Annotated in this window: 11 protein-coding genes; 3 read left to right on the top strand and 8 right to left on the bottom strand. The window is 72.8% G+C overall.

Annotated elements, in window-relative coordinates; genetic code table 11:
• Positions 1 to 30 precede the first annotated feature (30 nt).
• Genes OG959_RS33960 through OG959_RS33950 form a run of 3 tightly spaced genes read left to right on the top strand, consistent with a single transcriptional unit; the run spans position 31 to position 4183 of the window.
• Positions 31 to 831, top strand: coding sequence for a sugar phosphate isomerase/epimerase family protein (locus OG959_RS33960; RefSeq protein ID WP_326664641.1), 801 nt, complete (start codon positions 31 to 33; stop codon positions 829 to 831).
• Positions 828 to 2219, top strand: a complete 1392-nt coding sequence (locus tag OG959_RS33955; RefSeq protein WP_326664639.1) for an MGH1-like glycoside hydrolase domain-containing protein — start codon at positions 828 to 830, stop codon at positions 2217 to 2219. The genes OG959_RS33960 and OG959_RS33955 overlap by 4 nt, the downstream gene beginning before the upstream one ends.
• Positions 2216 to 4183 carry an amylo-alpha-1,6-glucosidase gene (locus OG959_RS33950; RefSeq protein WP_326664637.1) on the top strand — a complete coding sequence of 656 codons (1968 nt, stop codon included), beginning with the start codon at positions 2216 to 2218 and terminating at the stop codon, positions 4181 to 4183. The genes OG959_RS33955 and OG959_RS33950 overlap by 4 nt, the downstream gene beginning before the upstream one ends.
• A 116-nt stretch (positions 4184 to 4299) precedes the next feature.
• Here the strand turns inward: OG959_RS33950 and OG959_RS33945 are convergent, their stop codons facing one another.
• The 8 genes from OG959_RS33945 to OG959_RS33910 all read right to left on the bottom strand — a co-directional run bounded on the left by OG959_RS33945 (position 4300) and on the right by OG959_RS33910 (position 13178).
• The gene (locus OG959_RS33945) at positions 4300 to 5364 is read right to left on the bottom strand and encodes a Gfo/Idh/MocA family protein (protein WP_326664636.1); all 1065 of its coding nucleotides are present in this window, start codon (positions 5362 to 5364) and stop codon (positions 4300 to 4302) included.
• Position 5365: 1 nt separating this feature from the next.
• The gene (locus OG959_RS33940; RefSeq protein WP_326664634.1) at positions 5366 to 6412 is read right to left on the bottom strand and encodes a Gfo/Idh/MocA family protein; all 1047 of its coding nucleotides are present in this window, start codon (positions 6410 to 6412) and stop codon (positions 5366 to 5368) included.
• A gap of 80 nt (positions 6413 to 6492) precedes the next feature.
• Positions 6493 to 7893: an amidase gene (locus tag OG959_RS33935; RefSeq protein ID WP_326664632.1), complete on the bottom strand. Its 1401-nt coding sequence runs from the start codon at positions 7891 to 7893 to the stop codon at positions 6493 to 6495.
• A complete protein-coding gene (locus tag OG959_RS33930; protein WP_326664630.1) occupies positions 7890 to 9116 on the bottom strand; it encodes an NADH:flavin oxidoreductase in 1227 nt (408 codons plus the stop codon). Before OG959_RS33930 ends, OG959_RS33935 begins: the two co-directional genes overlap by 4 nt.
• Before the next feature lie 16 nt (positions 9117 to 9132).
• On the bottom strand, positions 9133 to 10137 hold the full coding sequence (locus OG959_RS33925) for an ABC transporter ATP-binding protein (RefSeq protein ID WP_326664628.1): 1005 nt from the start codon (positions 10135 to 10137) through the stop codon (positions 9133 to 9135).
• Positions 10134 to 11186, bottom strand: coding sequence for an ABC transporter ATP-binding protein (locus OG959_RS33920; RefSeq protein ID WP_326664627.1), 1053 nt, complete (start codon positions 11184 to 11186; stop codon positions 10134 to 10136). The genes OG959_RS33925 and OG959_RS33920 overlap by 4 nt, the downstream gene beginning before the upstream one ends.
• Positions 11183 to 12223, bottom strand: coding sequence for an ABC transporter permease (locus OG959_RS33915; protein WP_326664625.1), 1041 nt, complete (start codon positions 12221 to 12223; stop codon positions 11183 to 11185). The genes OG959_RS33920 and OG959_RS33915 overlap by 4 nt, the downstream gene beginning before the upstream one ends.
• A complete protein-coding gene (locus OG959_RS33910; RefSeq protein ID WP_326664623.1) occupies positions 12210 to 13178 on the bottom strand; it encodes an ABC transporter permease in 969 nt (322 codons plus the stop codon). The genes OG959_RS33915 and OG959_RS33910 overlap by 14 nt, the downstream gene beginning before the upstream one ends.
• Between the last annotated feature and the right edge of the window lie 117 nt (positions 13179 to 13295).

Raw genomic sequence — 13295 nt, 5'->3', positions numbered from 1 at the left:
CGCTGCCCGTCAGCGCCGAAAGGCCCACCCATGCTGAAGACCGCCTGCCAGGAACAGCTGCTCCCCGGCGACACCCTCCAGAAGAAATGGGCGTTCGCCCAGGACGCCGGTTACGACGCCATCGAACTGCGCTCCGCAGGCGACTTCCGGTTCCGTGACCGGCTGCCCGAGCTGAAGCAGGCCCGCGCCGACGGTGTCGTCATGCCGACCGTGTGCGTCGACATGCTGCACTTCTTCGCGGCGTTCGACGAGGGGCTGCGCCGGGACGCGCTGGAACAGATGAAGTCGCAGCTGAGCGTGGCGGCGGAGATCGGCGCGCTCGGGGTGCAGACCCCCGCCTCGTACGGGATGTTCTCCCGGCGGCTGCCGCCCTTCGAGCCGCCGCGCACCGAGGAGCAGGACCGCGAGGTGCTGCTCGCCGGACTCACCGAGCTGGGCGAGCACGCCCGGCAGGAGGGCGTCACCCTCTACCTCGAACCGCTCAACCGGTACGAGGACCACATGGTGAACCGGCTGGACCAGGCCGTCGACCTGATCCGCGCGGTGGGTCTGGACTCCGTCCGCATCGGCATCGACAGCTACCACATGAACATCGAGGAGACCGACCCTTCCGCCTCGATCCTCGCCGCGGCTCCGTACATCGGCCATGCCCAGGTCAGCGACTCCAACCGGTTCCAGCCGGGCGCCGGTCACCTGGACTGGCCGGCCTGGCTCGGCGCGCTGCACAGCATCGGCTACGACGGCTACCTCGCCGCCGAGTGCCGGCTGACCGGCGACCCCGTCGCGGCCGTCCGCTCCATCCCCGCGTTCCTGCGGAGGTCCGGCGCATGACCTCGCTGCTCGAAACCCCCGTGCCCGCCGCCGCCGACGCCCTGACCCTTCGGCGCGGCGCGGCACGGGTCCTGCTGGCGAACTGGACAGGTGGTTCGTCGGTCCCCTCCCGCGGTCTGTATCCGCACCAGTGGAGCTGGGATTCGGCGTTCATCGCCATCGGCCTGCGCCATCTCTCGGTGCGGCGCGCCCAGCGTGAGCTGGAGACCCTGCTCGGCGCCCAGTGGTCGGACGGGCGCGTCCCGCACATCGTGTTCAGTCCGGCGGTCCCCCTCGACGCGTACTTCCCCAGCCCCGACTTCTGGCGCTCCTCCCACGCCGGTGCGGCGGCCGGTGCCCCGGCGGGCACCGAGACCTCCGGGATCGTGCAGCCACCGGTGCACGCGCTCGCCGCCTGGCTGGTGCACTGCGCCGACCCCGAGGTATCACGCCGCCGTGGCTTCCTGCCCCGGGTGTACGACCGCCTCACCGCCTGGCACGACTACCTCACCGGCCCGCGCGATCTGGGCGGCGGCGGCCTTGCCTCGATGGTGCACCCGTGGGAACCGGGGATGGACAACAGTCCCTGCTGGGACGGCCCACTGGACCGCGTCGACCCGGCCGCACCCGGCTCCTACCAGCGCGCCGACCTCGATCACGGGCAGCCGGCCGAGCGCCCCACCGACCTGGACTACGGACGCTATGTCCGCCTCGCGGCCGACTACCGCGACGGCGGGTACGCGGACGCGGGCGCCGACCACGCCTTCGCCGTCGAGGACCCCTGCGTCAACGCCCTGCTCATCGTCTCCGAGCACGCACTCGCCCGGATCGCCGCCGAGACCGGCGCTGACCCCGCACCGCACGAGGAGCGGGCAGCCCGCCTGACCGGGGCGCTGGTGGAGCGGCTGTGGTCGCCCGCCGAGGGAATGTTCCTCAGCCGCGACCTGGTCGGCGGCCACCTCATCGCCGAACGCAGTGTCGCCGGGATCATCCCGCTCATCGTTCCCGGGCTCCCCGAGGAGATCGTCGAAGGACTGATCGCGACGGCCGCCGGTGACGCCTTCCGGCTCGGCAGAATCCCGATGGCACCCTCGTACGACGTCACCGGCCACGCCTTCGACCCTTCCCGCTACTGGCGCGGACCGGCCTGGTTCAACACCAACTGGCTCCTCGAACGCGGCCTGCGGCAGTACGGGCACACGGTCACGGCAGACCGGCTGCGCACCTCGATGCTGGCTGCCGCACAGGCCAGCGACTTCGCCGAGTACGTGGACCCGTTCACCGAACAGGCCCGGGGCACCCGCGACTTCGGATGGACGGCCGCCCTCACCCTCGACCTGCTGACCGCCGAGGCGTCCGACCGGACCCACACCCGCCCCGACAGCTTTTCGAACGAGGAGCAGTCATGAACGGCACAGCGGGCACCACCACGCTGGTCCGTGACGGCGCCTTCGCCGTCGTCGGTGCGGACGGCGGCATCACCGGCCGCCACGGCTCCTCACCCGACGGACTGTTCCTGCGCGACGCGCGCCATCTGAGCCTGTGGTCCCTGACCGTCGACGGCGCGGCACCGGGCGTGCTCGTCCCCTCCGCCGGTGAGGACTCCGCACGCTGCGTTCTGACCCCACCGGGCACGCGCGACGAGCCTCCCGCGTACACCGTCTTCCGCGAGCAGGCGCTCGGTCCCGGGGCATTCACGGAACGACTCCTGCTGGTCAGCAACCGTACGGAGGCCACCACCGCACGCGTCGGCCTGAGCGTGGACTGCGACTTCGCCGACCAGTTCGAGCTGCGCTCCGACGGGCGGCGGTACGACAAGGACGGTTCCCGCCGCACCGCCGTACTCCGCGGCGACGGAGTCGACTTCGCCTACGCGCGCGGTGACTGGCTCTCCCGTACGAAGGTGTCGGCGATGCCGCCCCCGTCCGCGGCCGGTCCGGTCGAGGGGCGGGAGACGGTCCACCGGCTGGAATGGCAGCTGGAACTGCCGGCGCACGGCACGGCGGAACTCCTGCTCACGGTCACGGCGCACCCGCACGGAGCACCGGCCGCCCCGCCACCCGCCGCCATACCCGCGCAGGCCGCCGCGGACCGTGCGGCCCGCATCGCAGCCTTCGTCGGCGGCGAACCCCTGCCCATGCCGGCAGACGCACCCGCGGGACTGGCGGCCGCGTGCGCCCGGGGCCTCAGCGACCTCGCGGCGCTGCGGGTACCCGCCGTCGGTCCGGACGGAGAGGACCTGACGGTCCCCGGCGCCGGAGTGCCCTGGTTCCTCACACTCTTCGGCCGTGACTCCCTGCTCACTTCCCTCTTCGCGCTCCCCTACCGGCCCGAGCTCGCCGCGGGCACGCTCGGCGCCCTCGCGGCGACGCAGGGAACGACGTACGACACCTACCGCGGTGAGCAGCCGGGCCGCGTCGTCCACGAGGTCCGGCACGGCGAACTGGCGCACTTCCGCCAGGTTCCGTACGGCCGTTACTACGGTTCGGTGGACGCGACCCCCCTGTTCCTGGTGCTCCTGGACAGCTACACCCTGGCCACCGGCGACGACACCCTCGCCTCCCGGCTCGAACCGCAGGCCCGTGCGGCCGTGACGTGGATGTTCCGGGACGGCGGCCTGGACGACGGCGGGTACCTGGTCTACACGCCCGACGCCGAAGGACTGGTCAACCAGAACTGGAAGGACTCCGCCGGGGCGATCTGCTTCCTCGACGGCACCCAGGCCGAAGGGCCGATCGCGGTGGCCGAGGCGCAGGGTTACGCGTACGACGCGCTGGTACGGACCGCGCGGCTGGCCCGTACGGTCTGGGGCGATGCCGGCTGGGCCGAGGAACTGGCCACGGCGGCGGCCGGGCTGCGGGACCGCTTCCTGCGGGACTTCTGGATGCCGGGCCCCGGCTTCCCGGCGCTCGCGCTGGACGGCCGGGGGCGTCAGGTCGACTCCCTGGCCTCCGACGCGGGACACCTGTTGTGGTCGGGGATCCTCGACCGGGCGCATGCCCGACTGGTGGGGCAACGCCTGCTGGAACCCGACTTCTTCTCCGGCTGGGCCATCCGCACCCTGGCCTCCGGGCAGCCCGGCTATCACCCCCTCTCGTACCACCGCGGCAGCTGCTGGCCGCACGACAACGCCGTGATCGTGCTGGGACTCGCCCGCTGCGGGCTGACGGACGAGGCCGGCACGGTCGCGCGCGGCCTGCTGGACGCTGCGGCGCACCACGGGGACCGACTGCCGGAGGTCATGGCGGGCTACGGCCGCGCCGACCACCCGCGCCCGGTGCCCTATCCCCACTCCTGCTCCCCGCAGGCCTGGGCGGCAGCGACACCGCTGGCCATCCTCACGGCGCTGCGGCAGGGCCCACCGGGCGACTGAGGGTCCCCTGCGGTGACGTCAGCGTTTCGCCAGGCTGTACGGCACCGCCGCCTGGAGGTCCATGACCGGTGGCGGAGGGCGCGCCGCCCGGATCCACACCCGGGCGGCGGCGCCCCTCACGCCGTTGCGGCCGCCTGGCGGACGGCGGGTGCGACAGGGGCCCCGCCCTCGCGGCTGGAGGACTGTGCGGCCTCGACCACCGCGACCGCCGCGTGGATGTCGGCCGCCGTCACCAACGGGGTGCGGCCGTAACGGATGTCGTCGCAGAACTCGGTGAACAGCAGGCGCAGTGCCGTCGTCGCCGCGGGTCCGGCGACCTGGTGGGCGGAGCTGTCGCCGCCCGCCGTGCGCACGGTGACCGCCGGAGCGTCCTCGTCGGCGAGTACGTGGCCGTGCGAGCCGAGCACGCGCAGGCTGGAGGAGACCGGGGCCGGGCCGACGCCGGCGGGTGTGCGGGCGACGGTCACCGTCGCCACGACTCCGTTGCCCAGGCGGAGCGAGAGGACCGCGGCGTCCTCGACGCCGTACACGCCGTGCGGGCCGTCGAAGAGCGGCGGATGGGGGGCGGCGCTGCTGAAGGCGACGACCTCCTCCACCTCCAGGCCGGTGAGGTAGCGGATGGCCAGGGCCGGGTACCAGCCGAAGTTCATCAGTTCACCGCCGCCGGACAGGGCGGGGTCGCAGACGAGTTCGGGGCGTTCGACGGTGGCGCCGTCGAGGCCGCCTGCCGCGAGCCACTCGGCGTCGACGGCCAGGGGAAGGCCGATCGCGCCGGAGTCGACCGTGCGCCGGGCACGGGCGATCTGCGGGGAGTGGAGGCGGTGCACGGCGGTGAGCAGCCCGCGCGAGCGGTCGGCGGCCTCCCACAGCCGCTGCGCGTCCCGGGTGGTGGTCGCGGCCGGCTTGTCGACGATGACGTGACGGCCCGCTTCGAGTGCGGTCACGGCGAGGTCGGCGTGGCGCGTGGGCTCGCTGCACACGAGGGCGATGTCGCAGGAGGCGAGGCCGTGTTCGAGGTCGAGCAGCGGGATGCCGGTCGCGGCGGCCAGGGCGGCGCCGTCGTCACGGAAGGGGCTGTCGGCGGCGTCGGCGCAGCCGATGACCTCGATGCCGGGCAGGGAGCGGAGCAGGGGCACGTAGTCACGGGCGTGCCGGACCCCGGAGGCGATGAGGATCCTCATGTCAGCAGACCTCCTTGACGTCGACGGGGCGGGATTCGTCCGCGCTGAGCTGCGCGGCCAGGGCGGCGGCGAGGGCTGCGCGCACCTGGTGCGGTGCGGTCAGCGGGACCGCGACGCCGTCCAGCACATCGCGCAGGTGCCGGGTCTGCGCGGTCATCGCGCCCTCGATCGAGGCGGGGGTGACGGGGGACGCGGACCGCGTCCGGGGCTCGTCCTCACTGCTGTGGTGCAGGGTGCCGGTGGTGCCGGCGAGCATGAGGCGGCGCACGAACGTGCCGCGTTCGACGAGGGCGTAGCACAGCTCGATGGTGGCGAGGGCGCCGCGGGCGAAGCGGACGAGGATCTGGAAGCTGTCGGGGGTGGGCATCCCGGGCGCCCAGGTGCGGCAGGGCCGGGCGAAGACCCGGACCGGTTCGTCGTCCATGAGCCAGGTCAGCAGGTCGAGGGCGTGCACGCCGTTGTGGGCCACGTGGCCACCGGAGCGGGAGGCGTCCAGTTGCCAGCCCCGCCAGCCGCCCGGCCAGACGTGGCCGGTGTACCAGGTGAGGTGAGCCAGCCGGGGCGTGCCGATCGAGCCCGAGGCGACGGACCGGGCGATCTCCAGGTGGACGGGCTGGAACCGGGCGGTCTGGGCCACGAGCAGCGGCCGGCCCGCGGTCTTCGCCGCGGCGAGGATCCGGTCGGTGTCGGGGACGCTCAGCGCCGCGGGCTTCTCCAGCAGCACCGCCCGGCCGGCCCGGAGGGCGTCGACGGTGAGATCGGCGTGGGACTCCGGGGAGGTGCACACGGCGGTGACGTCGATGGCGCCGGACCAGGCGGTCGCCGGGTCGGTGGACCAGGTGGCCCCCTCGGCGAGCGCGGCCAGCGCGGCGGCCCGTTCGGGATGGCGGTCGACGACGTGGGCGAGGCGCAGTCCCGGGACGCCCGCGATCGCGGTGACGTGATCGCGGGCGATGGCCCCCGCGCCGATGACGGCCACACGGTGGTCGTCGGCGCGCTTTCCGGGGTCGCGTGCCTGCTGCGCTCCGGGCACCGGTACGGGGTTCATCCGCGACTCCTCACTCAGGAACTCCTAGACATCAGACATCTTATGTCTGATGTCTAGGAGGGAGTCCCCGGGGGTCCGCTTCATGCGCCGGGCGGCGCCCCCCAGGGTGCCTCCCGCTCCAACTGGGCCGCGAGCGCGAGCAGCACGCCCTCACCGCCGAGGGGAGCGGCGAACTGGACCCCCAGCGGCAGGCCCTCGTCGTCGTGGCCGAAGGGGACGGACATGGCCGGCATCCCGGTCACGTTGTAGACGCTGGTGAAGGCGGAGTAGACGGACGCGTGCCGGTAGATCGACTCCGGGGCGGTGGTGTCGAGGGTGCCGAGCAGCGGGGTGGGCTGCGCCAGGGTCGGGCTGAGCAGGACGTCGAACCGGTCGAACGCCGCACCGACCTCCCAGCCGATCTCCTGCACGCGGCGCAGCGCCCGGCTGACGTCGGCGGCGGGCAGGGCGCGGTAGGTGTCGTACACGACCCGGGTGAAGGGCTCGATGTCGTCGTCGGCCAGCGGCCTGGAGAGCTCGGCGAGCCGGGCGTCGATCTGGGCGACCAGGTCGGCCCCCATCAGGGCCCCGGACGTGCGGCCCACGTCGGCGGGGCGGTAGCGGGCAGTGGTCTCGACGACGTCGTGGCCGAGGCGTTCGCACAGCAGGGCAGCGGCACGTACCGCCCCTGCGCAGTCCCGGTGGACGTCGGGGCCTTCCGGGAGTGCGGTGATCAGGCCGATCCGCAGTCGCCCGGGGTCGCGGCGGGCCAGTTCGGCGAAGGGCGCGGCCGGAGCCGGTACCGCGTACGCGTCCCCGGGCATGGGGCCGGACACCACGTCGAGGAGCAGGGCGCTGTCCCGGACGGTCGTGGTGACGGCGTGGTGACCGGAGACCAGGCCCGACAGGGTGGTGGGGCGGGGCGCGGGCGAGACGCGTCCCCGGCTCGGCTTGAGACCGAACAGGCCGCAGGCGGCGGCAGGGATGCGGATCGAGCCGCCGCCGTCGCTGGCATGGGCGACCGGCACCATTCCGGCCGCCACGGCGGCCGCCGAGCCCCCGCTGGAGCCACCCGTTGAGCGGGCGGTGTTCCAGGGGTTGCGAGTGGGGCCGAAGAGGACCGGTTCCGTCGAGGCGTTGAAGCCCAGTTCGGCGGTGTTGGTGGTGCCGAGGACGACGGCTCCGGCGCGCCGGTAGCGGGTCACCAGTTCACTGTCGCGCCGGGCGGTGGCGTCGGCGAAGAGACGGCTGCCGCCCGTCGCCGGCAGACCGTTGACCTCGGTGCCGAGGTCCTTGACCAGTACCGGGACGCCGTGCAGCGGGCCCTGCGGCAGACCGGCCGCCACCTCGGCGAGCGCGGCCTCGAACCGGGTGTGGACCACCGCGTTGAGGCGTGGGTTCTGCTTCTCGATGCGGGCAATCGCCTGCTCGGTGACGGTACGGGCGTCGGTGTCGCCGTTCCTGACCGCGGCGGCCGTGGCGACGGCGTCCGGGCCCCTCACGCCACGTACCCGGCGGGCTTGCCCCAGGTCTCGCGGCGGGTGGTGCCCCGGTCGACGAGCACGCAGCGGGTGCCGGTGAAGTTGGTCGGCATGCACTTGTTGCAGTGGATGCACAGGGACGGGGTGGTGGCGTCCTCCCGGATCCGGTTCACGAGGTCGGGCTCGCGCAGCAGGGACCTGGCCATGGCCACGTACTCGAATCCCTCGCGCATCGCGAGGTCCATGGCCGGCTTGTCCGTGATACCGCCGAGCAGGATCATCGGGAGCTTCACCGCGGCACGGATCTGGCGGGCGTCCTCCAGGAGGTAGGCGTCCCGGTAGGGGTAGCTGTGCAGGAGGCGCTTGCCGACCAGCTTCACTCCGAGCTTGATCGGCTGCGGCATGATCGCGGCGAAGTCCTTGAGCGGGGCGTCGCCCTTGAACAGGTACATCGGGTTGAGCAGGGAGCTGCCCGCGGTCATCTCCAGGGCATCGACGGTGCCGTCCTGTTCGAGCCACTGCGCCACGGGGATGGCCTCGTCGAGCCAGAAGCCGCCCGGGACCCCGTCGTCCATGTTCATCTTGGCGATGACGGCGATCCTGCCGCCGACCGCGTCGTGGACGGCCCGCATGATCTCCCGGGCGAACCGGGCGCGGTTCTCCAGGCTGCCGCCGTACCGGTCGGTGCGGTGGTTGATCTTGGGGCTGAGGAAGGAACTGGCCAGGTAGTTGTGGCCCAGGTGGACCTCGACGGCGTCGAACCCCGCGTCGATGGCGCGGCGGGCGGCCTCGGCGTGCGCCTCGGTGATGCGCCGGAGGTCGTCTGCGGACGCCTCCTGCGCCCAGCTGATCGTGGTGGCGTGGAATTGCCTCGACGGGGAGAGGGCGGGGGCGCCGTTGCCCTTGGGGTTGGCGACGGGCCCGCCGTGGCCGATCTGCGCGGAGATCGCGGCACCCTCGGCGTGCACGGCGTCGGTGAGGACGCGCAGTCCCGGCATCGCCTCGTCGGTCCAGTGGATCTGGTGCCGGTCGGTCCGGCCCTCCTTCGCGACGGCGCAGTAGGCGACGGTCGTCATGCCGACGCCGCCCCGCGCGTAGGCGACGTGGAAGTCCACGAGGTCCTGGGTCACCAGGGACTTGTGGCTGAGTCCCTCGTAGGTCGCCGCCTTGATGACGCGGTTACGGAGCTTGAGCGGGCCCAGCTGGGCGGGGGACAGGACGTCGGGTGTCTCGGTGGGGGTCACGCGTGGTTCCTCTCGGTTATACGTGGTGACAGGCGACCCGGTGGCCGGACCGGATGTCCCTGAGCGGGGGTTCCGCCTCGGAGCACAGGTCGGTGGCCAGCGGGCAGCGGGTGCGGAAGCGGCAGCCCGACGGCGGGTCCAGGGGCGACGGGAGTTCGGCGGCCGGACCGTCGGGAGCGGCCGGTTCCCCGACGGCGCCCGGGCCGCGCTGGGCCTCGGGGAGCGAGGCGAGCAGCAGCCGTGTGTACGGGTGGACGGCCTCGTCCTGCATGCCGTCGGACGGCAGTACCTCGCAGGTCTTCCCGAGGTACATCACCATCACGCGGTCGCTGATGTTCTTCACCACGGACACGTCGTGGGCGATGAAGACCATGCTCAGTCCGCGCCGCCGCGTCGCCGTCTCCAGCAGGTTGAGGATCTGCGCCTGTACGGACACGTCGAGGCTGGAGACGGGTTCGTCGCAGATCAGCACCTCGGGGTCCAGGAGCAGGGCCCGGGCGATGCTGACCCGCTGGCACTGGCCGCCGGAGAGTTCGTGGGGCCTGCGGTCGCGCACGGTCGCCGGGTCGAGGCCGACGTCGCGCAGGGCCGCGTCGATCCGGGTGTCCTTGTCGCGGGGGTCGTCGCCGCTCCCCCAGATCGACAGTCCCTCCCACACCAGGTCCTTGACCTTGCGGCGCGGGTTCAGCGCGGAGACCGGGTCCTGCATGATGATCTGCATCCGGGCGCGGGCCCGGCGCAGTTCCGCGGGGGCGAGACCGGTGAGGGTCACCTCGCCGAGGTGTACGGTCCCCGAGTCCGGGGGTGGCAGCTGGATCAGGGAGCGGCCGACGGTGGACTTCCCGCAGCCGGACTCGCCGAGGATGCCCAGGGTTTCGCCCGACGCGACCTCCAGACCGACACCGGAGACGGCGTGCACCTTGCGGCCCCGGCCGGCCGGGTACTCCACGACGAGGTTCTCCGCAGTGAGCGCGGGCGGGCTCTGGCCCTTCGCGGTGCCGGCGGTGCGGGTGGTCGTCATACGGAGGCCTCCTCGACGGCGCCCAGGGGGTGGTGACAGGCGACGAGGCCGCCCGCGTCGCGGTCACCGTCGTATCCGGTGAGCGGCGGCGGCTCGGTGGTGCAGCGGTCGGTGGCCATGCCGCAGCGCGGGGCGAACCGGCAGCCCGGGGGCGGGTGCAGCAAGTTGGGCGGGCGGCCCTCGATGGTGGGCAGCAGGGTGTGCGGGGGCAGGTCGAGACGGGGGACGGAAGCGATCAGGGCGCTGCTGTACGGGTGCCGGGGGCGCTCGAACACGGCCTCGGTGGCCGCGTACTCGACGAGTCGGCCGGCGTACATGACCGCGACCCGGTCCGTCCGGCCGGCGACGGTGGCCAGGTCGTGGCTGATCAGGATGGTCGCCATCCTCAGGTCGCGGGCGAGCGACTGGAGGAGGTCCAGGATCTGCTTCTGCACGGTGACGTCGAGCGCGGTGGTCGGTTCGTCGGCGATGAGCAGGCGCGGGCCGCAGGCCAGGGCCATGGCGATGACGACGCGCTGGCGCATGCCGCCGGAGAGCTCGTGCGGGTACTGGCGGGCGCGCCGGGCCGGTTCGGGGATGCCCACCTGACGGAGCAGCTCGACGGCGCGGTCCCGGGCCTCGGCGCGGCTGAGGCCGAGGTGGGCGCGGACGCTCTCGGACAGGTGTGTGCCGACCTTCTTCACCGGATTCAGTGAGGTCATGGGGTCCTGGAAGACCATGGCGACCTCGGTGCCCCACAGCGCTCTGCGGCCCGACGGGCTCAGCGCGTGGACGTCCTGGCCGCCGAGCAGGACCGATCCGGAGACGGTGGTGCCGGGGCCGTCGGTGATCAGGCCCATGAGGGTGCGGCCGAGCACCGACTTGCCCGAGCCGGACTCGCCGACGATGCCGAGGGTCTCGCCCTCGGAAAGCGACAGGCTGACCCCGTCGACGGCCTGCACGGGGCCGCGCGGTGTGTGGAAGGCGGTGCGTACGCCGGTGGCGGTCAGCAGCTCGGACGCGTCGGGGCCGGCGGGTGCCGTGCCGTCGGGTATCGGTGCGGTGGTCACAGTTTCACGCTCCGGGAGTCCCAGCGCCCGCGAGCCTTCTCGCCGACGATGTTGAAGGCGAAGACGGTGAGGAAGAGGAACGCACCCGGTACGAGCACGATGTGCGGGTGCTCCTCGAAGACCCGCCCCTCCCCCTCCGCGATCATGTTTCCCCAGGTGGGTTCGGGCGGCTGGATGCCGAGCCCGAGGAAGCTGAGCGAGGCCTCGGCGACAATGAGGACCGAGATCATCACCACCGCCAGGGACAGCAGCGGCAGCAGGACGTTGGGCAGCAGTTCACGCAGCATGATCCGGGAGCGGGTGGCGCCCATGGCGCGGGCCGCGACGACGAACTCCCGGTTGGCGTAGGCCATGGTGGTGGCGCGGGCGAGCCGCACCATGCCGGGGATGGTGAGCAGGGCCAGCGAGAGGGCGACATTGCGCAGATGCGGCTCCAGCACGGTGGCCAGGGCGATGAGCAGGATCAGCGGGGGCACGGCGAGCAGCGAGTTGGTGGCGATGCCCACCGCCCGGTCGACGCTCTTCCGGAAGTAGCCGGCCACCATGCCGATCGCACCGCCGAGGACGGTGCCGACGGCGACCGCCGACAGCGAGATGACCAGCGAGGACCGTGCCCCGTACAGGGACCGGGCGAGCAGGTCGAGGCCGAAGCCGTTCGTGCCCAGCGGGTTGGCCCCGGTGAACGTCGGGGTGGCGAAGGCCGGTTCGAGGACGGTGCTCGCGACGTCGCGGTCCTCGCCGAGCGGCAGCCACGGGGCGAACAGGATCGCGAGGCCGAGCACGATGAGCCAGCCCGCGCCGAACCAGAACACCAGGTCGAAGCCGGGCCCGGACCAGATCTTGCCGAGCCGGGACGCTCCGGCGAACGCCATGCCGAGGCCCAGCAGGGCGAGGGCCGCCTTGACGGGCGTCACGAGCTGGGGTGTGGTCGCGCCGAACCCGAGCAGGACGAGGCCGACGACGGTGAGGGTCAGGGCGGTGAGCAGGGGCGGTGGGAAGGCGGCCCGCGTGCGCGGGGCGATGTCAGATATGGACACGTCGCGTCCTCGGGTCGAGGTAGCCGTAGGAGAGGTCGATGCCGGCGTTGATCACCACGTAGATGACGGCGATGGTGAGCACGGCGCCCTGGACCATCGGGTAGTCGCCCTGGCCCGCGGCGTTGACGACGAGGGTTCCCATGCCGGGCAGCGCGAAGAGGTACTCGACGACGACGGTGCTGCCGATGAGCCGGCCGAGGCTGAGGCCGAGCAGGGTGACCAGGGAGAAGGAGGAGGGGCGCAGGGCGTCGGTGAACAGGATGCGCAGCGGGTTCATGCCCTTGGCGCGGGCGGCGAGGATGTAGTCCTCCCGCAGGGTCACGATGAGGTCGCCGCGCAACACCCGGGTGAACATGGCGAGTTCGGCCAGCGCCACGGTCAGCGCCGGCAGGAAGGCGTGGTGCAGATTGCCCAGCAGGTCACCGTCGCCGAGCCGGATCCATTCGGAACGCGGGAACCAGTCCGCCGAGTTGACCAGGAGCATGATCAGCAGCAGCCCGGCGAGGAAGCTGGGCACGGAGAGCACCCCGAAGGTGCCGGCGCCGATGATCCGGTCGGCGGCCGAATTCTCGCGGTACGCCGACCACATGGCCAGCGGCACCGCGATCAGCAGGGCGATGAGCAGCCCGAGGGCGGCGATCTCGAAGCTGACGGGCAGTGCGGACATGACGCGGTCGGTGACCTCGCTCTGCGGCGGTACGACGGACTGGCCCAGGTCACCGGTCAGGACACCGCCCAGCCAGTCGAGGTAGCGCGTGACCAGCGACTGGTCGAGGCCCAGTTCCGTGCGGAGCTCGGCGTACTCGGCGGGCGACCGGCCGCCGCCGAGGATGTCGACGGCGGGGTCGCCGGGCAGCAGAACCACCAGGGAGAAGACCCCCATGCTCGCGATGAGGAGCACGCCCACCAGTTCCAGGACTTTGAGGGCCGGTCGGCGCAGCGCAGCGAAACTCATGGGTTCCTCCAGATCTGCCCGGTGGCGGCACACGGGACTACGGGATGCGCACCACGGTGCGGTGAGGCTACGGGCGGGCCGGCCGGCCGGCCCAGGGCGGAGTCCCGGTGAGCGGGA

Origin of the sequence: Streptomyces sp. NBC_00385 (assembly GCF_035917155.1) — a bacterium.
Lineage (GTDB): Bacteria > Actinomycetota > Actinomycetes > Streptomycetales > Streptomycetaceae > Streptomyces > Streptomyces poriferorum.
This window is presented reverse-complemented; position numbering and strand designations above follow the sequence as displayed.

Excerpts from the sequence above, each read along its gene's own strand:
- OG959_RS33950 (WP_326664637.1), top strand. The coding sequence starts at position 2,216 with ATGAACGGCACAGCGGGCACCACCACGCTGGTCCGTGACGGCGCCTTC.
- OG959_RS33960 (WP_326664641.1), top strand. The coding sequence starts at position 31 with ATGCTGAAGACCGCCTGCCAGGAACAGCTGCTCCCCGGCGACACCCTC.
- OG959_RS33925 (WP_326664628.1), bottom strand. The coding sequence starts at position 10,137 with ATGACGACCACCCGCACCGCCGGCACCGCGAAGGGCCAGAGCCCGCCC.
- OG959_RS33955 (WP_326664639.1), top strand. The coding sequence starts at position 828 with ATGACCTCGCTGCTCGAAACCCCCGTGCCCGCCGCCGCCGACGCCCTG.
- OG959_RS33940 (WP_326664634.1), bottom strand. The coding sequence starts at position 6,412 with ATGAACCCCGTACCGGTGCCCGGAGCGCAGCAGGCACGCGACCCCGGA.
- OG959_RS33910 (WP_326664623.1), bottom strand. The coding sequence starts at position 13,178 with ATGAGTTTCGCTGCGCTGCGCCGACCGGCCCTCAAAGTCCTGGAACTG.
- OG959_RS33945 (WP_326664636.1), bottom strand. The coding sequence starts at position 5,364 with ATGAGGATCCTCATCGCCTCCGGGGTCCGGCACGCCCGTGACTACGTG.